Source organism: Micromonospora sp. NPDC049139 (assembly GCF_055586845.1).
In genome coordinates this window covers 154908-175633 of record NZ_JBVJHK010000007.1, presented here as the reverse complement: position 1 = coordinate 175633, position 20726 = coordinate 154908, and the positions used below count along the sequence as shown (strand labels likewise).

General features: G+C 75.3%; 18 protein-coding genes and 1 pseudogene. 11 read left to right on the top strand and 8 right to left on the bottom strand.

Annotated elements, in window-relative coordinates:
• The first annotated feature begins 158 nt into the window (after positions 1-158).
• On the top strand, positions 159-1034 hold the full coding sequence (locus ACZ6Q9_RS15755) for an alpha/beta hydrolase (protein WP_396829232.1): 876 nt from the start codon (positions 159-161) through the stop codon (positions 1032-1034).
• Positions 1035-1066: 32 nt separating this feature from the next.
• Here the strand turns inward: ACZ6Q9_RS15755 and ACZ6Q9_RS15750 are convergent, their stop codons facing one another.
• Entirely contained in the window at positions 1067-2107 is a 1041-nt protein-coding gene (locus ACZ6Q9_RS15750) for a DUF4192 domain-containing protein (protein WP_393259465.1), read from the bottom strand.
• A 150-nt stretch (positions 2108-2257) separates the two neighbouring features.
• Between ACZ6Q9_RS15750 and ACZ6Q9_RS15745 the strand changes: the two genes are divergently transcribed.
• The 5 genes from ACZ6Q9_RS15745 (at position 2258) to ACZ6Q9_RS15725 (ending at position 9100) form a co-directional block, all read left to right on the top strand.
• Entirely contained in the window at positions 2258-3163 is a 906-nt protein-coding gene (locus ACZ6Q9_RS15745) for a fructosamine kinase family protein (protein WP_393457726.1), read from the top strand.
• Positions 3160-4173 carry a GTP 3',8-cyclase MoaA gene (gene moaA, locus ACZ6Q9_RS15740; RefSeq protein ID WP_396829231.1) on the top strand — a complete coding sequence of 338 codons (1014 nt, stop codon included), beginning with the start codon at positions 3160-3162 and terminating at the stop codon, positions 4171-4173. Before ACZ6Q9_RS15745 ends, moaA begins: the two co-directional genes overlap by 4 nt.
• A gap of 134 nt (positions 4174-4307) precedes the next feature.
• A complete protein-coding gene (locus ACZ6Q9_RS15735) occupies positions 4308-4547 on the top strand; it encodes a MoaD/ThiS family protein (RefSeq protein ID WP_393260632.1) in 240 nt (79 codons plus the stop codon).
• Positions 4548-4560: 13 nt separating this feature from the next.
• Positions 4561-5805, top strand: a complete 1245-nt coding sequence (locus ACZ6Q9_RS15730) for a metallophosphoesterase (protein ID WP_396829230.1) — start codon at positions 4561-4563, stop codon at positions 5803-5805.
• 100 nt (positions 5806-5905) lie between these two features.
• Positions 5906-9100: a UvrD-helicase domain-containing protein gene (locus ACZ6Q9_RS15725; RefSeq protein ID WP_393457717.1), complete on the top strand. Its 3195-nt coding sequence runs from the start codon at positions 5906-5908 to the stop codon at positions 9098-9100.
• A 13-nt stretch (positions 9101-9113) separates the two neighbouring features.
• Here the strand turns inward: ACZ6Q9_RS15725 and ACZ6Q9_RS15720 are convergent, their stop codons facing one another.
• On the bottom strand, positions 9114-9860 hold the full coding sequence (locus ACZ6Q9_RS15720; protein WP_396829229.1) for a prepilin peptidase: 747 nt from the start codon (positions 9858-9860) through the stop codon (positions 9114-9116).
• A gap of 10 nt (positions 9861-9870) precedes the next feature.
• Positions 9871-10899 carry an EamA family transporter gene (locus ACZ6Q9_RS15715; protein WP_396829228.1) on the bottom strand — a complete coding sequence of 343 codons (1029 nt, stop codon included), beginning with the start codon at positions 10897-10899 and terminating at the stop codon, positions 9871-9873.
• A 347-nt stretch (positions 10900-11246) separates the two neighbouring features.
• Between ACZ6Q9_RS15715 and ACZ6Q9_RS15710 the strand changes: the two are divergent.
• From ACZ6Q9_RS15710 to ACZ6Q9_RS15700, 3 genes and pseudogenes are all read left to right on the top strand, one after another.
• Positions 11247-11759 (top strand): annotated as a pseudogene (locus tag ACZ6Q9_RS15710) (LppU/SCO3897 family protein); the annotation flags it as partial.
• Between the two features lie 590 nt (positions 11760-12349).
• Positions 12350-12778, top strand: a complete 429-nt coding sequence (locus ACZ6Q9_RS15705) for an LppU/SCO3897 family protein (protein ID WP_393260635.1) — start codon at positions 12350-12352, stop codon at positions 12776-12778.
• 150 nt (positions 12779-12928) lie between these two features.
• Positions 12929-14170 (top strand): ATP-binding protein, encoded by a 1242-nt coding sequence (locus tag ACZ6Q9_RS15700; RefSeq protein ID WP_350702516.1) that lies wholly within the window; start codon positions 12929-12931, stop codon positions 14168-14170.
• A 19-nt stretch (positions 14171-14189) separates the two neighbouring features.
• Here ACZ6Q9_RS15700 and ACZ6Q9_RS15695 read toward each other — a convergent pair whose 3' ends face one another.
• Positions 14190-14735, bottom strand: coding sequence for a GNAT family N-acetyltransferase (locus tag ACZ6Q9_RS15695; protein ID WP_396829227.1), 546 nt, complete (start codon positions 14733-14735; stop codon positions 14190-14192).
• A 168-nt stretch (positions 14736-14903) separates the two neighbouring features.
• Here ACZ6Q9_RS15695 and ACZ6Q9_RS15690 point away from each other — a divergent pair, with 168 nt between their 5' ends.
• A complete protein-coding gene (locus tag ACZ6Q9_RS15690; protein ID WP_393457708.1) occupies positions 14904-15449 on the top strand; it encodes a DoxX family protein in 546 nt (181 codons plus the stop codon).
• A gap of 215 nt (positions 15450-15664) precedes the next feature.
• On the top strand, positions 15665-17107 hold the full coding sequence (locus tag ACZ6Q9_RS15685) for a glycosyltransferase 87 family protein (RefSeq protein WP_393259481.1): 1443 nt from the start codon (positions 15665-15667) through the stop codon (positions 17105-17107).
• 15 nt (positions 17108-17122) lie between these two features.
• Here ACZ6Q9_RS15685 and ACZ6Q9_RS15680 read toward each other — a convergent pair whose 3' ends face one another.
• The 4 genes from ACZ6Q9_RS15680 to moaC all read right to left on the bottom strand — a co-directional run bounded on the left by ACZ6Q9_RS15680 (position 17123) and on the right by moaC (position 19900).
• The gene (locus ACZ6Q9_RS15680; RefSeq protein WP_393259482.1) at positions 17123-17587 is read right to left on the bottom strand and encodes a molybdenum cofactor biosynthesis protein MoaE; all 465 of its coding nucleotides are present in this window, start codon (positions 17585-17587) and stop codon (positions 17123-17125) included.
• Complete coding sequence (locus ACZ6Q9_RS15675; RefSeq protein WP_396829226.1) at positions 17584-18843, bottom strand: molybdopterin molybdotransferase MoeA; 1260 nt, start codon at positions 18841-18843, stop codon at positions 17584-17586. Before ACZ6Q9_RS15675 ends, ACZ6Q9_RS15680 begins: the two co-directional genes overlap by 4 nt.
• Positions 18844-18941: 98 nt before the next feature.
• Entirely contained in the window at positions 18942-19412 is a 471-nt protein-coding gene (locus tag ACZ6Q9_RS15670; protein ID WP_393259485.1) for a MogA/MoaB family molybdenum cofactor biosynthesis protein, read from the bottom strand.
• Positions 19409-19900 (bottom strand): cyclic pyranopterin monophosphate synthase MoaC, encoded by a 492-nt coding sequence (gene moaC, locus ACZ6Q9_RS15665; RefSeq protein WP_393259486.1) that lies wholly within the window; start codon positions 19898-19900, stop codon positions 19409-19411. The genes ACZ6Q9_RS15670 and moaC overlap by 4 nt, the downstream gene beginning before the upstream one ends.
• Between the last annotated feature and the right edge of the window lie 826 nt (positions 19901-20726).

The following is a 20726-nucleotide window of genomic DNA, read 5'->3' as shown; positions in this document are numbered from 1 at the left end:
CCGCGACCGTCGTCGCCGGAACGAAACGGTGCGGTGGCCGGCCGCACGACGCCCTGCCGGCAGGCTGCCGCTCCGGGGCCCACCGCCGTCCACCCCGCCCCGAACAGCGGGCACGACGGGCGAGACGGACGCGGCCGGTCCGTGGTTGACTGCCCGGCATGGAGCTGGGCGTCGGCGAGCAGCAGCTTCCGGCCATCCTGGACCTTCCGGCCGGGCCGGCCCGGGGAGCGCTCGCCGTGCTGCACGGCTCCCATGCCGGCTCGCGGTCCCACTTCCTCTACGAGCACCTGGCCCGGCTGCTGCCGCCGGCCGGCATCGCGGTGCTGCGCTACGACCGGCGCCCCCGGGTCGACGGTCACGACGTGCCGCTGACCGCCCAGGCCGACGACGCGGCGGCAGCCCTCGACGTGCTGCGCCGGCAGGTCGGCGACGCCCCCGTCGGGCTGTGGGGGTTCAGCCAGGGGGCTTGGGCAGCCGCGTTGACCGCCAGCCGGCACCGGGTCGACTTCCTCGTGCTCGTCGGGTGCAGCGGCGTCAGCCCCGCCCGGCAGATGCGGTACGCCACCGCCGAGCAGCTTCGCCGCCACGGGTACGGCGACGCCGACCTCGCCCACCTGAGCCGGCTGCGTCGGGTCGCAGAGGCGTACCTGCGCGGCGGGCTGCCCCGGTCGGTCGCCCAGGCGGAGCTGGACGCGGCCATCGAGCGGCCCTGGTTTCCGCTGGTGTTCCTGCCGCGTGAAGTGCCGGAGCCGGGTGCCTGGGCCGACATGGACTTCGACCCGGAGCCGGTCTTCGCGGAGCTGTCCTGCCCGGTGCTGCTCTGCTACGGCGAGACCGACGCCTGGATACCGATCGAGGAGAGTCTGGCGGTGTGGCGCCGGGCCGCCCGCGCCGCCGAGCTGGCTGTCGCCCGGCTGACCGGCTGCGACCACGCGCCCACCCTGGACGAGGCCGACGACCTGGCCGGAGTCAGCCCGCAGTACGAGCAGATCCTGCTCTCCTGGCTGGGCCGGCGGCTTCCTGCCCGGGGATGACCCGGGCCGCCATGCGTCGGCCCGGCGGCGGATCAGCGGGGCCCCCGGCGGGTGCGCCTGCGGCGTAGCACGCCGGGCACCGCGACCGCCGGCCAGCCGTCCAACGCGGACGGCGGCACGCCCCGGCGGAGCAGGTCGTCGAGGAGCAGCGCCAGCGAGTGGTCGGGGTGCTCGGCCAGGCCCCGTTCCAGGGCCACCGCCGCCAGTGCCCCCTGCCCCGCCCGCCAGGCCGCGAACGCCAGCAGCGCCGCCGGCGCGGCGATCAGCTCCGGCTCGGCCCGGCGCAGCACGTCGGTCCAGAGCGCGATGTCCTCGTCCCGCCCGTCCGTGCGCTCCCACGCGTGGTCGCGGACGGTGACGTGGGTCAGCAGCAGGCTCAGCCAGGCCACCTCGTCGTCGCCGAGCCGCTGCCCCCGCCGGTGCCGGCGCAACGCGCCGCGTACCGCCGCCACCCCGGCGGCCCGGACCGCCCGCCCGTCGCGCAGCTCCGCCGGGGGCGTCTTGTCGAGCAGGGCCGCCAGGCGCCGCTCGGCGCGGACGGCGGCCCGGCGCATCGCCACCCGGCCCGGGCCGTCGACCGGGGCGACCTGCGCGACGAGGGCGGCCCGGTCGGGCAGGGCGACCTGGCCGGCGAAGACGGCCGCCGCGCTGACCTCGCTGGCCCCGGCGTCGAAGCGGGTGCCCTCCGGCGGGCAGCACTCCGGCTCCGTGCAGACGTACGACCAGTAGCGGCCCTCGGTGACGCGGAGGGCGTCGAGCACGGGCAGCCCGGCCACGGCCAGCGCGGCGCGCACGGCGTCGACGGCCGGGGTGACCCGGGCGGCCGGGCCGTAACCCAGGACCGTGGCGGTCTCGGCGCCCTGCCGGGCGATGACGCCGGCGAGGTGCCGGGCCGGATCGTGCGGGTCTGCCAGGTCGGGCAGGTCGGCGCGGGCGGCGAAGGTGATCCGGCGGCCCCGCATGGCGACCACTACCACGCTGTCGGCCGGGTGGAAGCCGAGCAGGTACGGCACGGCGGCGATGAGGTCGGCGGGGGAACGGACGGCGAGCCGGGGGCGGTCGGTCGAGGTCATGCCCGCAGCCTGCGGCGCGGGCGCACCGGCCGGCTGACCCTGTGGACGACACACGGGTTATCCACAGACACGGAGAGTATCGCCGCAGCTCACCGGGGAACCTGTGGCGCGAACGACGCGCGGTGAGGGTGAAGCGGCTACGTTGCCGTCATGGATCTGGCGTACCTGCGGGCGCATCCGGAGCACCTGCCGACCTTCCTGACCCACCAGCGGATCCGGGAGACGCCCGTCTCCGGCGGCGACATCTGCGCCGCCTCCCGGTTGACCCTGGACGACGGCCACTCCGTCTTCGCCAAGACCTGGCCGGAGACCGCCGGAAGGCCCGTGCCCGAGGGCTTCTTCGCCGCCGAGGCGGCCGGCCTGCGCTGGCTACGCGAGGCGGGCGCGGTCGCCGTACCGGACGTGGTCGTGGCGCTGCCGGAGCTGCTGGCACTCGACTGGGTCGAGCCCGGCGAGCCGACGCCCGAGGCGGCCGAACGGTTCGGCCGGGAGCTGGCGGGGCTGCACCGGGCCGGCGCGCCGGCCTTCGGGGCCGAGTGGGCCGGGTTCATCGGGGCTCTCCCGCAGGACAACACGCCGGACGACGGCCCATGGTCGCGCTGGTTCGCCGAGCGCCGGCTGGTCCCCTACCTGCGCCGCTCCGTGGACGGCGGCGCGCTGACCGGCGCGGAGGCCGGGCTGGTCGAGGAGGTCGTCGACCGGATCGGCGAGTTCGGCGGGGACGAGCCGCCGGCCCGCATCCACGGCGACCTCTGGCCGGGCAACGTGCTCTGGGGGGCCGACGACCGGGCCTGGCTGGTGGACCCGGCGGCGCACGGCGGGCACCGGGAGACCGACCTGGCGCAGTTGGCGCTCTTCGGCGGCGCGCCCCACCTGGACCGGATCCTCGCCGCGTACGCGGAGGCGTGGCCGCCGGCCGACGGGTGGCGGGAGCGGGTGCCGCTGCACCAGCTCCACCTGATGCTGGTGCACACCGCCCTGTTCGGCGGGGCGTACCGCGATGGGGTCGCCCGCACCGCCCGGTCGGCGCTGGTGCGCGCTACCGTCGACGGGTGAACGCCGCCCCACCGACCGATGGCGTCCTCGTCGACCGGTACGGCCGCGTCGCCCGGGACCTACGCGTGTCGCTGACCGACAAGTGCAACCTGCGCTGCACCTACTGCATGCCGGCCGACGGGCTGCCCTGGCTGGCGGGCCCGCAACTGCTCGACGACGACGAGATCGTCCGGTTGGTCGGGGTCGCGGTGCGGCGGCTCGGGGTGACCGAGGTGCGGTTCACCGGCGGGGAGCCGCTGATCCGGCCCGGGCTGGTCGGCATCGTGGCCGCCGTGGCGGCGCTGGAGCCGCGTCCCTGGATCTCTTTGACCACCAACGGCATCGGGCTGGACCGGCTCGCCCCCGCGCTGCGCGCCGCCGGGCTGGACCGGGTGAACGTCTCGCTGGACACCCTGGACCCGGAGCGGTTCGCCCGGCTCACCCGGCGCCGGCGCCTCCCCGACGTGCTGGCCGGGCTCGCCGGAGCCACCGCCGCCGGGCTGACCCCGGTCAAGGTCAACGCGGTGCTGATGCGCGGGATCAACGACGACGAGGTGCCGGCGCTGCTCCGCTTCGCCCTGACGCACGGCTACGAGCTGCGGTTCATCGAGCAGATGCCGTTGGACGCCCAGCACGGCTGGGACCGCGCCACCATGGTCACCGCCGACGAGATCCTCGCCTCGCTGCGCCGGGAGTTCGCCCTGACCCCCGACCCCACGGAACGCGGCGCGGCGCCGGCCGAGACCTGGCTGGTCGACGGCGGCCCCGCGCGGGTCGGCGTGATCGCCAGCGTCACCCGGCCGTTCTGCGGTGACTGCGACCGCACCCGGCTCACCGCCGACGGACAGGTCCGCACCTGCCTCTTCGCCACGGAGGAGGCCGACCTGCGCGGCGCGCTGCGGGCCGGGGCGGACGACGACGAGCTGGCCCGGCGCTGGCGCACGGCGATGTGGGGCAAGCGGGCCGGGCACGACATCGACGACCCGACCTTCCTCCAGCCGGCCCGGCCGATGTCCGCGATCGGGGGTTGACCGTGGCGGAACCGACGCGGCCGGCCCGCACCGGGACACCGGCCCAGGCAGACACGGCCCGCGCCACGCCGCCGACCCAGGCCGGCACAGCCCGCACCGGGTCACCGGCCGAGGGTGCCGACGTCGAGGCGTCGCTGACCGTCCGATACTTCGCCGGGGCGCGGGCCGCCGCCGGCCGGCCCGAGGAGACCGCACCCGGCGGTGGCTGCCTCGACGAACTCGTCGTGGAACTCGCCGGGCGGCACGGCGAGCAGCTCGCCGCCGTGCTGCGGGTGGCGAGTTTCCTGGTCGACGGCGTGACCTGCCATGATCGTCGGGCACCGCTACCGGCCGGGGCCACGATCGACGTCCTGCCCCCCTTCGCGGGCGGCTGAGGGAGGCGCACACATGCTGGCGGCACTGGCCTTCGTGGCCACCATGGCGCTGATCACCGGCCTGATCCACCTCTACCTCTGGAAACGGCTGGTGCGCGACACCACCACCCCGGGGCGTTGGCGGCGAATCGGCGGGATCACCGCCCTGGTGCTGGCGCTGCTCGTACCGGCGACCATGGCCGGCACCCAGGCGGGCCTCTACTGGCTCGCGTGGCCGGGCTACCTCTGGCTCGCCGTCATGTTCTACCTGCTGGTGCTGCTCGTGGCGCTGGAGGTGCCGATGCTGGTGGCCCGGCTGGTGCTGCGCCGCCGGGCCGTCGCCGCAGAGCCCACCGCCGCCGCGCCCGAGCCCGCCCTGGTCGGCGCGGCGGGGCCGGCCGATCCGCCGGCCGCCGGCGCGGTCGCGCAGCCGGACCACGACCCGGCCCGCCGGTTGCTGCTCGCCCGCGGGGCGGCGATCTTCGCCGGGCTCACCGCGACGGGCCTCACCGGGTACGGCATCCGCACCGCGCTCGGCCCGCCGCGGCTTGACCGGGTGCAGATCCCGCTCGCCAAGCTCCCCCGGAGCATGGACGGCCTGCGGATCGCCACCGTCTCCGACATCCACCTCGGCCCGCTGCGTGGCCGGGCCCACACCGAGCGGATCGTCGCCGCGATCAACCGACTGGACGCCGACATCGTCGCGGTCGTCGGCGACCTGGTCGACGGCTCGGTGGCCGAACTGGGCGAGGCGGCCGAGCCGCTGCGCGGCCTGCGCTCCCGGCACGGCAGCTACTTCGTCACCGGCAACCACGAGTACTACTCGGGCGTCGAGGAGTGGGTCCAGGAGGTGGACCGGCTCGGGCTGCGGGTGATGCAGAACGAGCGGACGGAGATCCAGGCCCGGGGCGGCGTGCTCGACCTGGCCGGGGTCAACGACGTGACCGCCGCCGGCACCGGGCTGGCCGCCCCGGCGGACTACGCGGCGGCGCTCGGCGACCGCGACCCGAGCCGCGCGGTGGTGCTGCTCGCCCACCAGCCGGTGGCCGCGGTGGAGGCGGCGAAGTTCGGCGTCGACCTCCAGCTCTCGGGGCACACCCACGGCGGCCAGATGGTCCCGTTCAACCTCCTGGTGAAGCTCCAGCAGCCGGTGGTCTCCGGCCTCGGCGAGGTCGACGGCACCAAGGTGTACGTCACCAACGGCGCCGGCTTCTGGGGCCCGCCGGTGCGCGTCGGCGCGGAGCCGCAGGTCACCCTGGTCGAGCTCCGCGCCCGCTGACCCATAGCGCGGGGCAGGCGGCTTGTCCAGCACCGGACGCTCAGGTCACGGGTCTGCGTGGCGACCGGCGGGTAATCGAGCGGGCGTGACAGGATGCGGCGTGCCTCCGTTCAGCGCCGCACCCTCCGGTGGCCTCCCGCCGTTCGTCGCGGATCTGCACATCCACTCGAAGTACTCGCGCGCGTGCAGCCGCGACCTCACCCTGCCCAACCTCGCCTGGTGGGCGCGGCGCAAGGGCATCGGCGTGCTCGGCACCGGCGACTTCACCCACCCCGCCTGGTACGACCACCTGCGCGAGACGCTGCACCCCGCCGAGCCCGGCCTGTACCGGCTCAGCCCGGAGGCGGAGCGGGACGTCGCCCGCCGGCTGCCGCCCCGGCTGGCCAGCGAGGCGGAGACGGACCCGGTCCGCTTCATGCTCAGCGTGGAGATCTCCACGATCTACAAGCGGGACGACCGCACCCGCAAGGTGCACCACCTGATCTACCTGCCCGACCTGGACGCGGTGGCGCGGTTCAACACGGCGCTCGGGCGGATCGGCAACCTCGGCTCGGACGGCCGGCCGATCCTCGGCCTGGACTCGCGGGACCTGCTGGAGATCACCCTGGAGGCCAGCGCCGACGGCTACCTGGTGCCCGCGCACATCTGGACGCCGTGGTTCTCCGCGCTGGGCTCGAAATCCGGCTTCGACGCGATCGCCGACTGCTACGCCGACCTCGCCGACCACGTCTTCGCGGTGGAGACCGGCCTCTCCTCCGACCCCGAGATGAACTGGCGGGTCGGCAGCCTGGACCGCTACCAGCTCGTGTCGAACTCGGACGCGCACTCGCCGCCCGCCCTGGCCCGGGAGGCCACCGTCTTCGCCACCGCCCGGGACTACTTCGCCGTCCGGGACGCGCTGCGCACCGGCGACGGGCTGGCCGGGACCATCGAGTTCTTCCCCGAGGAGGGCAAGTACCACGCGGACGGGCACCGGCTCTGCGGGGTCAACTGGTCCCCGGAGCGGACCCGGGCCGCCGGCGGGCGCTGCCCGGAGTGCGACAAGCCGCTGACCGTCGGCGTGCTGAGCCGGGTGGAGGAGCTGGCCGACCGTCCGGCGGGGCACCGGCCCCCGCACGCCAGGGACGTCACCCACCTCGTGCCGCTGGCCGAGGTCCTCGGCGAGATCAACAAGGTGGGCGCCCGCTCGAAGAAGGTCGAGGGGAAGCTCAACGACCTGCTCGCCGCGCTCGGCCCGGAGCTGGAGATCCTCACCACCACCCCGCTCGCCGAGATCGCCCGGGTCGGCGGGGAACTGCTCGCCGAGGGCATCGGCCGGCTGCGCCGGGGCGACGTCCGCCGGGTCCCCGGCTACGACGGCGAGTACGGCGTCATCACCCTGTTCGACCCGGCCGAGCTGGGTGGCGGCGCGGCGACGGCGCAGGAGACCCTCTTCGACGTACCCGTGCCGGCGCAGCGCACCCCCGCGGAGCCGGCGCCGAAGCCGCGGGCCAAGCGCCCGGCGGCGGCCAAGGCCGAGCCGAAGCGCAAGGCCGCGCCGGCCACGCCGCCGCCCCCGATCGCGCCGGCGCCCTCGCCGCACGAGCCGTTCGAGCCGATGCTCGCGGGCATGGAGGAGGTCGGCACCGGCCTGCTGGACCGGCTGGACGCGATGCAGCGGGTGGCCGCCTCCGCGCCCGGCGGGCCGCTGCTCATCGTCGCCGGGCCCGGCACCGGCAAGACCCGGACGCTGACCCACCGGATCGCCTACCTCTGCGCCGAGCTGAACGTCTTCCCGGAGCAGTGCCTGGCGATCACGTTCACCCGGCGCGCCGCCGAGGAGCTGCGGCACCGCCTCGACGGCCTGCTCGGGCCGGTCGCCGAGGACGTCACGGTCGGCACCTTCCACTCGCTGGGGCTGACCATCCTGCGGGAGAACGCCGACGCCGTCGGCCTGCCGGCGGACTTCCGGATCGCCGACGACGCCCAGCGGGCGGAGGCCCGTGCCGAGGCCGGTGCCGACGACGCCGGCTACGCGGCGCTGCTGCGCAAGCAGGACCTGGTCGACCTGGACGAGCTGCTCACCCTGCCGGTCGCGCTGCTGCGGGCCGACCGGAAGCTGGTGCAGCGCTACCGGGAGCGCTGGCGGTGGATCTTCGTCGACGAGTACCAGGACGTCGACGAGGTGCAGTACGAGCTGCTGCGCCTGCTCAGCCCCGCCGACGGCAACCTCTGCGCGATCGGCGACCCGGACCAGGCCATCTACTCCTTCCGGGGCGCCGACGTCGGCTACTTCCTGCGCTTCTCGCAGGACTTCACCGACGCCCGGCTGGTGCGGCTGAACCGCAACTACCGCTCCTCCGCCCCCATCCTGGCCGCCGCGGTGCAGGCGATCGCGCCGTCGTCGCTGGTCCGGGGCCGCCGGCTCGACCCGGCCCGGCTCGACCCGGAGGCCCCGCTGGTCGGCCGCTACCCCGCGGCCTCCGTCGCCGACGAGGCCGACTTCGTCGTACGCACCGTCGACGAGCTGGTCGGCGGGCTCTCCCACCGGTCGCTCGACTCGGGGCGGATCGACGGCCGGTCGACCTCGCTCTCCTTCTCCGACATCGCCGTGCTCTACCGCACGGACGCGCAGGCCGCACCGATCGTGGACGCGCTGGCGCGGGCCAACATCCCGGTGCAGAAGCGCTCGCACGACCGGCTGCGGGACCGGCCGGGGGTGGCGGCCATCGCCCGCGAGCTGCGGCACGCCGACGGGCTCGACGGCTCGCTGGCCGCCCGCGTCCGGCTGGCCGGTCAGGTGCTGGCGGAGCGCTTCGCCGTGCCGACGCTGGACGGCGCCGGCGCGGTACGCCCGGAGGACGTCCGGGCGGCGGTCGACCTGCTCACCCCGCTGGCCCGCCGCTGCGGCGACGACCTGCCGCTGTTCCTGTCCCAGCTCGCCACCGGCGCGGAGGTGGACGCCCTCGACCCGCGCGCCGAGGCGGTCACCCTGCTCACCCTGCACGCCGCGAAGGGGCTGGAGTTCCCGGTCGTCTTCCTGGTCGGCGCCGAGGACGGGCTGCTCCCGCTGCGCTGGCCCGGCAGCACGCCCGACGACGACGCGATCGCCGAGGAGCGGCGGCTCTTCTTCGTGGGGCTGACCCGGGCCCAGGACCGCCTGTACGTCACCCACGCCGCCCGCCGCAGCCGGCAGGGCAACGAGCGCGAGTGCTCCCCGTCGCCGTTCCTCGACGCCATCGACCCGGGCCTCTTCGAACGCTTCGGCGAAGCCCAACCCCGCCGCCCCCGAGACCACCAACTCCGCCTCATCTGAGGGAACGCGCGGGTCAGGGGGTGAGGGTGGCGAGCCAGGCGCCGGTGAGGAGGGCCGGGCCGAGTGGGAGAGGGGTGTCCCGGCGCACCCTGCCGGCGGCCAGCAGGGCGAGCACCACCACGCCGTTGAGCAGGTGCGGCAGGAGCAGCCCGAGCGCCAGCGGCGACCAGCCCAGCCAGCCGAGCGGCAGGCCCAGCACGGCGGCGAGCTTCACGTCGCCGAAGCCCAGCCGCGAGCCGGGCAACAGGGCCAGCAGCGCGTGCCCGGCGAAGCAGAGCCCGGCCCCCGCCACCGCGCCGAGCAGCCGCTCCGGGGCCCCCGCCAGCAGCGCCGCGCCGGTCAGGCCGACGGCGGCGACCAGCGCGGCCGCGCCCACCAGCGGGTCGGGCAGCCGCAGGCAGGCCAGGTCGACCACGGCCAGCACCAGCCCCACCGCCGCCAGCCCGAGGAAGGCCGGCAGGACGGGGTCGCCGCCGAGGGCCGCCGCGAGCCCGGCGAACACGACCGCGCCCACCACCGCCCCGGCGACCGCGCCGAACCCGGTGGACGGGCCGACGCCAGCGGCCCGGGCGGGGGCCGCCGGCCCACCGCGGTCGGCCGGCCGACCCGGCTGGCCCGTCGCGGCGGACGCCACCGCCCCGACGGCGGGCCCCGGCCGGGTCGACGCCGGTCGGCCCGTCCAGTGGCGGGCGACCCGGAGCGCGGCGAGGCCGGCGACGCCGCCGAGCAGCGCCGCGCACGCCACCAGCCCACCCGACACGGGCCGGACGCTACCGGCGGGACGGCTCCGGCGCGGCCCCCTGGGCAGGACGTCGGGGTCTCTCGGTGCTCACGACGAGGGCGACCCCGGCGACGATGACCGCGCCGCCGAGCAGCACCTGCGCGGTGACCGGCTCCGCGACGAACAGCGCGCCGAGCGCCACCGCGACCGCCGGGTTGACGTAGGCGTACGTCGCGACCAGCGAGATCGGGGCGTGGTGCAGCAACCAGACGTACGCGGTGAAGGCGACCAGCGAGCCGGCCACCATCAGGTACGCGAGCGCGAGCCACGACCGGCCGGTGACCTGGCCCGGGTCGAAGCCGTGCAGCTCGCCGCGCCCCACGGCGAGGACGGCGAGTGCCGCCGCCCCGGCGAACATCTCGTAGACGGTGGCGACGAACGGGTCGGCGGGCATCCGGATCCGTCCGGAGAGAAACGAGCCGATCGACCAGCTGGCGGCGCCTGCGACGATGGTCAGCGCCCCGGCGAGCGGTACGGCGTCCGCCCCGCCGGTCGGCAGCACGAGCAGCACCAGGCCGACGAAGCCCAGCGTCACCCCGGCCAACGTCCAGAACCGGGGCCGGTCGCCCGTGACCGTACGCAGCAGCACCACCAGCAGCGGGACGGTGGCCACGAGCAGCGCGGCGATCCCGGAGGGCACCGCGACGCCCGGCGGGCCGGACTCGGCGAGCGCCACCAGCCCGTTGCCGCCGGCCAACAGCAGCACCCCGACCAGCGCGGCCGAGCCGAGCTGCCGCCGGTCGACCCGCAGCGCGCCCGGGCCCCGGCGCAGCCGCAGCACGATCGCCAGCACCAGACCGGCGGCGGCGAACCGGGCGGCCGCCGAGCCGAGCGGCGGCATCGACTCCACGACGATCCTGATGCCGAGGTAGGTGGAGCCCCAGACGACGTAGACCAGCAGCAGGGCGGTCCAGACCAGGGCCGGCGTGGCGGCGACCGCCCGACGCGCCCCGGTGCCCGGGTCGGTCCCGGTGGGCGGCTCGGCGGCCGGTGGCGGAATCGGTGGGCGTGGTCTCATCGGTGGACACGCTACGGTGGCCTGGGCGTCGGCGTCCCTCGTTGGTGGCCGGCCTCTCACCACTCACGCGGGAGACGTGCATGGCGAACTACGGACCACCACCGGGTCGGGGGGACCCGGCACCGTGGCGTGGGCGGCAGCCGGACGAGGCGTACGGCCCGTCGGCCGCCTCGCCCGGGCGCGGCGGGTGGGACGATCCGCACGCCACGTACCCACCGCCGGAGCCCGGGTACGGCGGTCAGCCGTACCGGCGGGGCGACCCGGGTCACGGACCGGGGCCGTACCAGCAGGGGGCACCGCCTCCCGCCTACGACCACGGTCCCGCCGCGCCGCCGTACGCCTCCTGGCCCGGCTCCGCGCCCCCCTCCCCGTACGCGCCGGGCACCACGTCGCCGCCGGAACGCCGGCGTGCCCGGGGGCCGGTGGCCGCGGTGCTGGCGGCGGTGGCCATGCTGGTCCTCGTCGGCGGCGCGGCGGTGTTCTACCTGCTCGGCCAGGACGACGAGGCGCCGGTGGCCACGCCGAGCGGGCCGGCGCCCGCCGCCGGGTCCGGGGCGCCGGAGGCACCGGCGAGCGCCCCGGCGGCCAGTGCCGCGGCACCCGAGTCCTCCGCCGACCCCCGCTTCGTCGAGGCGGGGCAGTGCGTACGCAACGACGGTCCGACCGGCGGCAAGCCCAAGCTGCTGATCAGTGACTGCGGCCCGCAGACGTACGAGGTGCTACGCCGGATCGACGGCGCGACCAGCGGCGAGAAGGACGCCGCGGCCAAGTGCGCCAAGGTCGACGGCTACACCAACTGGTATTTCTTCGACAGCGAGCTGGACACCCTCGACTTCGTGCTGTGCCTGAAGCAGCGCTGAACCACCGCACCCCTGGGGAAGAGATGACAACCTACGGATCACCCGGCCAGCCGGACGACCCCTACCAGCGCCCGGCCGACAATCCCGGGGGCCTGCCGCCCATCGACCCGACGCTGCCCCAGTGGGGGCAGCCGCCGTCGGCCGCCGCGGAGCCGCCGTCCGCCCCGCAGTGGGGCCAGCCGCAGCCCGGCGGCGAACCGCCCACCGCCCCGCAGTGGGGCCAGCCGCAGCCGGGTGGCGAAACGCCCGCCACCCCGCAGTGGGGCCAGCCCGGCCCGGCCGCCGAGCCGCCGACCACGCCGATGTGGAGCCAGCCTCCGGCCCCCGGACCGGCCTACCCCCCGCAGCCCCCGTCCTCCGGGTCGGGCTACCCGCCGCCGCCCACCTCCGGAGCCGGATATCCGCCCCCGCCTGGGGGTCAGCCGTCGGCGGAGCAGGGTGGCTATCCGCCGGCCGGGCCGTTCCCGCCGGCCGGCCCGGCGCCCGCGCCGGCGCCCGGCGCCCAGTGGGGCGCCCCGCCGCCGACCCCCGGCGGGTACGGGACGCCGCCGCCCGCTCCGCCGGCGAAGAAGGGCGGCGGGAAGATCGCCCTGATCATCGGCCTGGTGGTGGTGCTCCTGCTCTGCCCGTGCCTCGGGATCGCCGGCTGGGCGGTCTGGCAGGCCGGCGATGACGACGACCCGTCGATCTCGGCACCGGCGACGAGTGCCCCCGCAAGTCCGACGGGCGAGCCGACCGACGAGCCCAGCGCGGCGCCGAGTTCGGCGGAGCCGAGCCCGACCGAGGACGACGACGACGATTTCGCCAAGGGCGACTGCGTGGTCAACGACGGCACGTCCACCGACGCCGAGCTGCGGAAGGTGCCCTGCGGCCCCAACACGTACGAGGTGCTGCTGCGGATCCCGGGCACGAGCGACGGTGACAAGTGCAAGACCCGGGCACCGAAGTCGACGGCGAACTACGTGCACGACAACTCGGTGGACTTCCTCGACTACGTGCTCTGCCTGAAGAAGCGCTGATTACCAAAACTAGGGCTGTCTAGCATCGACGCTAGACAGCCCTAGTTTTGTCTCGACCCCGGATCCGGCCGCCGCCGCGACCCGACACGCCGGTAGCCCCATCTACGGATGTCTAGCCCCGCAGCTAGACGGCCCGATACTGTGCGATGCGTGGATCCGGTCCGCAACCCGTACGCACCGGGCGCCGGCCAGCGTCCGCCCGAGCTGGCCGGGCGGGGGCGCGAGCTGGACGTCTTCGACGTCGTGCTGGAGCGCATCGCCCGCGGGCGGCCGGAACGCAGCCTGATGCTCACCGGCCTGCGCGGGGTCGGCAAGACGGTGCTGCTCAACACCCTCCGGTCCCAGGCGATCAACCACCTCTGGGGCAGCGGCAAGATCGAGGCGCGGCCGGACCAGTCACTGCGGCGCCCCGTCGCCGCCGCGCTGCACATGGCCGTCCGTGAACTCGCGCCCCGGCACCGCGCGCCGGACCGGATCGACGCCTTCCTCGGCGTGCTGAAGGCGTTCGCCCAACGGTCCGCGCCGACCGGTCGCGGCGGCGCTGCCCCGAAGCTGCGCGACCGGTGGCAGCCCGGCATCGACGTGCCCGCCGCCAGCGGCCGGGCCGACTCCGGCGACATCGAGATCGACCTCGTCGAGCTGCTCACCGACGCCGCCGCGGTGGCCGCCGACGTCGGCACCGGCATCGCCGTCTTCATCGACGAGATGCAGGACCTCGGCGCGGAGGACGTCTCCGCGCTCTGCGCCGCCTGCCACGAGCTGTCCCAACTGGGCGCGCCGCTGATCGTGGTCGGTGCCGGGCTGCCGCACCTGCCGGCCGTGCTCAGCGCCGCCAAGTCGTACTCCGAGCGGCTCTTCCGCTACCAGCGCATCGACCGGCTCGACCGGATCGCCGCCGACCAGGCGCTCTGCGCGCCCGCCGAACGCGAGGAGGTCGAGTACGAGCAGAAGGCGCTCGACCTGCTCTACGAGAAGTCCGGCGGCTACCCGTACTTCGTCCAGGCGTACGGGAAGGCGACCTGGGACCACGCGCCGCGCTCGCCGATCACCGCCGCCGACGTGCGGGTCGCCGCGCCCGAGGCCGAGGCCGAACTGGCGGTCGGCTTCTTCGGCTCCCGGTTCGAGCGGGCCACTCCGGCCGAGCGCGAGTACATGCGGGCGATGGCCACCCTGTCCCTGGTGGAGGGCGAGGTCGACGGCGGCGGGCGGGACGACATGGACGCCGCCGTGCCGACGGCGGAGATCGCCCGCACCCTCGGGCGCAAGCCGGCCAGCCTCTCCCCGGCCCGGGACGCGCTGATCAAGAAGGGCCTCATCTACTCCGGCGAGCGCGGCACGGTGGCCTTCACCGTCCCCCACTTCGGCCGTTACCTGCGCACCCAGCCGGCCTGACGGGCGGGGTGGGCGCGGGTCAGACCTTCGACCAGGGCGGGGGGAAGAGGACCTCGCCGCGCGGCGACGGCCCTTCGCCGCCGGTGTTCGGCGGGAGCACCAGCGCCTGCCAGGGGTCGCCGAGGCCGGACCAGGGGCTGGTCAGCCCCATCCGGTCGGCCCGGCCGAAGCCGAAGCGGTGGTAGTAGGACGGGTCGCCGAGCACCACCACCAGCCGCTCGCCCAGCTCGGTGGCCGCGTCGAGGCCGGCCTGGACCACCGCCGTGCCGAGCCCGATCCGCCGCCGGTGCGGCGCGACCGCCACCGGGCCGAGGGCCAGTGCCGGGGCGGTGGCGTCGTCGGACCTCACCCGGACCCGGGTGAGCAGGGCGTACCCCACGACCTCGCCGCCGTACTCGGCGACCATCGCCAACTCCGGCAGCCAGGCGTCGCTGCCGCGCAGCTCGTCGACCAGCCCCACCTCGGGCGGCGTGGCCACGTCGGGCCGGGCGAAGGCGGCGGCCAGCACGCGACGGACCGCGCCGGTGTCGGCCGGGTCCTCGGGTCGCAGCCGCAGCGTCGTCACGCGGGGGACGTTACCCCTCGTCGGCGGTCCATCAGCGACGGTCGCTCGAATCGGCGTGGCGCGACCTCGCCGGGTCGGCGTGGCGACCAGCCCGGGGAGGTCCACGTGGGCCGATCCGGATCGGCGGTTGCGGGGGTAACCGGGCCGGTGACGGGGTATGACTGACCCATGAAACCCGTACGCTCCCTCGCCCGCGCCATGTTGAGCGGCATCTTCGTGGTCAGCGGGTTACACAACTTCCAGAACCCGGGGCGGCTGGTCTCGGCCGCGAAGCCCCTGACCGACCGGGTGACCCCGCTACTGGAGAAGGCCGGCCCGCGCATCCCCACCGACACGGAGACGCTGATCCGGGTCAACGCGGTGGTGCAGGTCGGTGCCGGGCTGATGCTCGCCACCGGCAGGTTCGCCCGGCCGGCCGCGCTGGTCCTCGCCGGCACGCTGGTCCCGGTGACCATCGCCGGGCATCCCTTCTGGAACAACGACGACCCGGGAGCGCGGAACAACAACCAGATCCACTTCCTGAAGAACATCGGCCTCTTCGGCGGGCTGCTGCTCGCCGCCGCCGACACCGGCGGCAAGCCCGGCCTGCGGTGGCGGACCGGCCACCGGATCGGCCACTCCCGACGTTCGGTGCAGCGAGCCGTCCGTACCGCCCGCAGAGAGGCCCGGATCGCCGTACGATCGGCAGCGACGGCCCGACGAATCCCCGGCTGACCTGCGTCGATACCTCCCCTCCGCCGGTCCACCACCCGCCAACGCCACGAATTACCTGAACCACCCGGTAGGCGTTAACGCGGTGGAAATGTCAAAAACATGTGTGGGATCGGACACGGTCGCATAACGCGGGAGGCATTAACGTGAGGCGCCGTTCTAGGCTCCGTACCGGACCTGGACGGGTAGGACGACCTTGGTACGGGGGTGGCCACGCCATGCCGGCGACCGTCGGTAGGAGGGTGGACCGCCTCGCCCCAGTCCGTCGCGTAACGCGTGGGATCGATCGTAGGACAGTCGTACGGACCGGCTTCGTGGCCGCCGTCGCCTATGCCGCATGGCTCGCCATCGGCGCTTTCGGGCGGCCGTACAACTTCTTCGACATGAAGATCTACCACGGCGCGGTGGTGTGGTGGGCGAGCGGTCACGAGCTCTACGAGTTCATCGCACCCGGCACCACCCTGGGTTTCACCTACCCGCCGTTCGGCGGCCTGGTCATGCTGCCGATGGCGCACCTGCCGGTCGAGTTGGCCGGGATGGTCAACGCGCTCGCCAGCATCGCCGCCCTGGCGGTCGTGCTCGCCGGTCTGCTCCGCCCCATCGTCGACCGGCTCGGCTGGCCGCTCCCGTTCACCGTGGCGATCGCGACGCCGCTGGCGGTCGCCATCGAGCCGGCCCGGGAGACCCTCGGCTACGGCCAGGTGAACCTGCTCCTCTTCGCACTGATCATGGCCGACCTGATCGGCCTGCGCTGGCGGTCCCGCCGGGGCACCCACGTCGCCGAGACCGACGGCCCGCTGCTGCGCTTCGTCTACAGCGGCGCGTGGGCCGGCGTCGGCATCGGTCTGGCCACCGCGGTCAAGCTGACCCCGGCCCTGTTCATCGCCTACCTGATGATCACCCGACAGTGGCGGGCGGCGGCCACCGCGGTCGGCACGGTGATCGCCGTGACCCTCGGCTCCTTCGCCGTCGTCGGCACCGAGTCCCGGGCCTACTTCGGCGGCGTGCTCTGGCAGACCGAGCGGGTCGGCGCCGCCGACATGACGCCCAATCAGTCGCTGGCCGGGCTGCTGGCCCGGCTCTACGACTCGATCGAGACGCCCGGCCTGCTCTGGCTGGCGTTCGCGGTGCTGATGCTGGCGCTCGGCCTGTCCCGCGCCGCCAACGCGCGCGCCGACGGCGACGAGCTGACCGCGTTCACGCTGGTCGGCCTCACCGCCAACGTGATCAGCCCGATCTCCTGGACGCACCACCTGGTCTGGGTGATCCCCGCGATCATCGTGCTGGCCGACGCCGCCGTACGCCGCCGGGACGCCAGCCGCGGGCTGGCCCAGCGGGCCGGCCAGGGCGCGTACGGCGGGCTGCCGGGGGTCAACGGGCTGCGCCCGCCGATCTGGTACCCGGGGCTGACCGGGCTCCGGCACGGCGTCGCGGCGATCGGGCTCTACCTGCTCTTCCTGGTCTCCCCGATCTGGCCGTACGAACACCAGCTCCCCGAGGTGTCGCACTACCAGGACGGCCTCTTCGGCGCCCTGATGGAGAACTCGCTGGCGCTGGCCCTGATCGTGCTCGTCGCCGCGCTGCCGTGGCGCCCCGGCGCCGAGCCGGCCTTCTACGGCGACCGGATGGGCCGCCAGGCCGCGCTCGGCGTCCGCCGCTGAGGGGTGGGCCGCCCGTCAGGGGCAGTTCACCCACTCCTCGGTGCCGTCGGCGAACACCTGCCGCTTCCAGATCGGCAGCCGCGCCTTGACCTCGTCGACCAGCCGGGCACAGGCCGCGAACGCGGCGGCCCGGTGGGCGGTGCTGACCGCCGCGACCAGGGCCACGTCGCCGATGGCGAGCGGGCCGATCCGGTGCGACACCGCGACGGCGTACACGTCCGGTTCGCTGGCGATCTCGGCCGCCACCTCGCGCAGCACCCGCTCGGCGCTCGGGTGGCCCTCGTATTCCAGGCTGGTCACCGCGCGGCCGTGGTCGTGGTCGCGGACCACGCCCTGGAACGACACCACCGCGCCGGCCCGGCGGTCCGCGACCGCCGCCTCGTGCGCGGCCAGGTCGAGCGGCCGGTCGGTGACCTCGCCGAACGTCGTGGGCCGGTGGTCCGCGAGCCGGCCTGACGCGTCGGTGGTCGGCGCGGTCACCACGCACGCTCCCCGGGCAGCAGCGGCAGTGGCACGACCGGCACCCGGTCACCGGGCTCGCCCGAGGTGCCGGGGCGGATGACGGCGAAGCCGTCCGCGCCGGCCAGCCCGCGCAGCATCGCCGAGCCGACGTGCCGGACCGGGTGGGCGGTGCCGGCGGCCCGGTCCAGCCGGACCAGTGCCAGGTGGGTGTACCGCCCCCGGCCGGGCACCGGCTCGGCGAGCGCGGCGTGCGGCAGCACCGGCATCGGGCGGCCCGACAGGCCGGCCAGGAGCGGGGCGACCAGCGAGACCAGGGCGATGATGGCGGACTGCGGGTTGCCGGGCAGCCCGGCGACGAACCGGACCCGCCCGTCGGCGTCGGTCAGCCGGGCCAGCAGCATCGGGAAGCCGGGCCGCACCGCGACCGTGTTGACCACGTAGTCGACGCCGAGCGCCTCCAGCGCGGGGTGCAGGTGGTCGACCGGGCCGTGCATCGTGCCACCGGTGGTGCAGACCAGGTCGGCGGTGGCCAGCGCGGCGCGCAGGGCCGCCACGTGCGCGGACAGGGTGTCCGCCACCGGTCCCACCACGTCCGACGGACGCACCACGCAGCCGTACCGGCGCAGCCACGCCGGCACCGCCGGCCCGAGCGCGTCCCGGACCCGGCCGGCGGCGGGCGGACCGGCGGTCAGCAACTCGTCGCCGAAGACCAGCAGCGCGGCGCGCGGCTGCCGCCGCACCAGCAGGCTGTCGTGCCCGCAGGAGGCGGCCAGGCCGACCAGCGCCGGGTCCACCGGCGTGCCGGCGGGGACCAGTTCCTCCCCGGCGTACGCCTCCTCGCCGGGCTCGCGCCACTCCGGCGCGGGCCGCGGCGTGCCGTCGACCAGGCCCTCCGGCGTACGGCGGGACTCCTCGACCCGCAGCACGGCGGTGGCGCCCGCGGGCACCATCGCGCCGGTGGCGATCTCGACGGTCGTCCCGTCGTCGGTCAGCGGCGCCGGGGTGCTGCCGGCCAGCGCCCGCCCGACCGGGCGCCACGGGCCCGCCCCGCGCACCGCCCAGCCGTCGACGCTGGAGGTCGGGAAGGCGGGCAGGTCCGTACGCGTGGTCAACGGCTCGGCGAGGGTGTGCCCGTCGATCTCGGCGAGCGGCCGGCTCACGGTGGCGAGCGCGGCGGCCAGGCCGACCGCGTACACCCGGGATCGGGCCTCCTCCCAGTCGGCCGGCGGGGGCGCGGCGACTGGATCGGCGGCCGGTGCGGTTTCCGTGCTCACCGGCCGAGCCTAGCCGGTGCGGAGTGTCGGTCGCCCCGTCACCTGCACCACTCCCGGTGCCCCGTCGAGCGGGCGGCCGGGGTCGACGTGGCGGGGTGTCAGTGGTCGCCGCCGCGGAGCTGGTCGACGGCGTGGGCGAGGATCGGCCCGAGCACGGCCAGACCGTCCCGGGCCCCGCCGGTGGAGCCGGGCAGGTTGACCACCAGCATCCGGCCGGCCACGCCGGCGAGCCCGCGGGAGAGCGCGGCGGCGGGCACCTTGTCGCGGCTGTGCGCCCGGATCGCCTCGGCGATGCCGGGGACCTCGTAGTCGAGCAGCGCCCGGGTCACGTCGGGGGTGCGGTCGGTCGGGTTGATCCCGGTGCCGCCGCTGGTCAGCACGACGTCGACCCCGTCGGCCAGGGCGGCGCGCAGCGCCTCGCCCACCGGCTCGCCGTCGGGCACCACCACCGGGTCGTCCACCTCGCAACCCAGCTCGCGCAGCCCGGCCACGAGCAGCGGCCCGCTGGTGTCGGCGTACACCCCCGCGGCGGCCCGGTTGGACGCCACGACCACCCGCGCCCGGATCACGGCCGGTCCTCCGGGCGGACCCACAGGCCGGTCTTGCCGCCCTCCTTGCGCAGCACCCGGACCGCGTCGACGCTGGCCGCCGGGTCGACCGCCTTGACCATGTCGACCAGCGCCAGCCCGGCGACGGCCACCGCGGTCAGGGCCTCCATCTCCACCCCGGTGCGGTCCGCCGTCCGGGCCGTGGCGGTGATCTCGACGGTGTCGCGGGTCAGCGTCAGGTCGACCGTGACGCCGTGCAGGGCGATGGGGTGGCAGAGCGGGATCAGGTCCGGGGTCCGCTTCGCGCCCATGATGCCGGCGAGCCGGCCGACCGCCAACGCGTCGCCCTTGGGCAGCCCGTCGCGGCGCAGCAACTCGACCACCTCCGCAGTGGTGCGGAGCCGGCCGGCGGCGACGGCCAGGCGGCCGGTGACGGTCTTGGCGGAGACGTCGACCATGCGGGCCGCGCCCGCCGGATCGACGTGGGTGAGCTGCGCGGGATCGGTCACGGCCGCGAGCCTATCCGTCGTACGGCGCGATCGTCGGCCACGGCCCTGGCGTCGGTGTCCCGCCCCGACCCCGCACCGCTGCGTGGGGACCTGCCGTCCCTGGCCGACCGGCTTCCGGCCCGAGCAGGAACTCATCCGCCTTCGGGCCGACGACCAGCCTCGGCAATAACGAATCGGTGAGGCGACTCTCACTGTAAGGCGATCACTTCATGGCCGATCGGAACCTCGACCTTCGGTTCGTTGTGCGGAGCGCCGGGTCGGACGTCCCGAATGGACGGGCAGGGTTTCACGAACATATGAACGAAAGGCTCGCGGTTGCTGAGGGTCACGCCTGATCAGCCCTCAGATGAATGGTGCGGTGCCCACCCTGCCGGGTGCGGGTTCGGTGGTTCCGACAGGTCGGTGCAGCGGCTCTGGTCGACGGCCGGCAGTGGCGCCACGACGGTCCGCAACCGGATACGGCCCGAACGGGCTGCTTCCGGGCCGTCGCATGGACGATCGCGCCGCCACGGGGCGCACCGCGCCCGTCGCGCCACAATCATGATCGGCGTTCAAGGGCGCCTTCACGTCCGATGCGCAGAGGCGGACACTGAGCCATTATCTTGCGTTAACCACAAGCGGATAGAAGTACAGCACTCCGTTCCGACGCGGGAACGGAAAGTCACGAAAAGTAGCGCGATTCTCATCCATTGCCCATAGTTACATATATCCCTCCAAAATTGCCTTAACCACCCTTAGGCTGTTCCCGTCGCAGACAACAGCCGCAGATGAGGTCGGGCAGTTAAGCAGGAGGGACAAAGCCATGTCGGCACACGAGTGGCAGTAA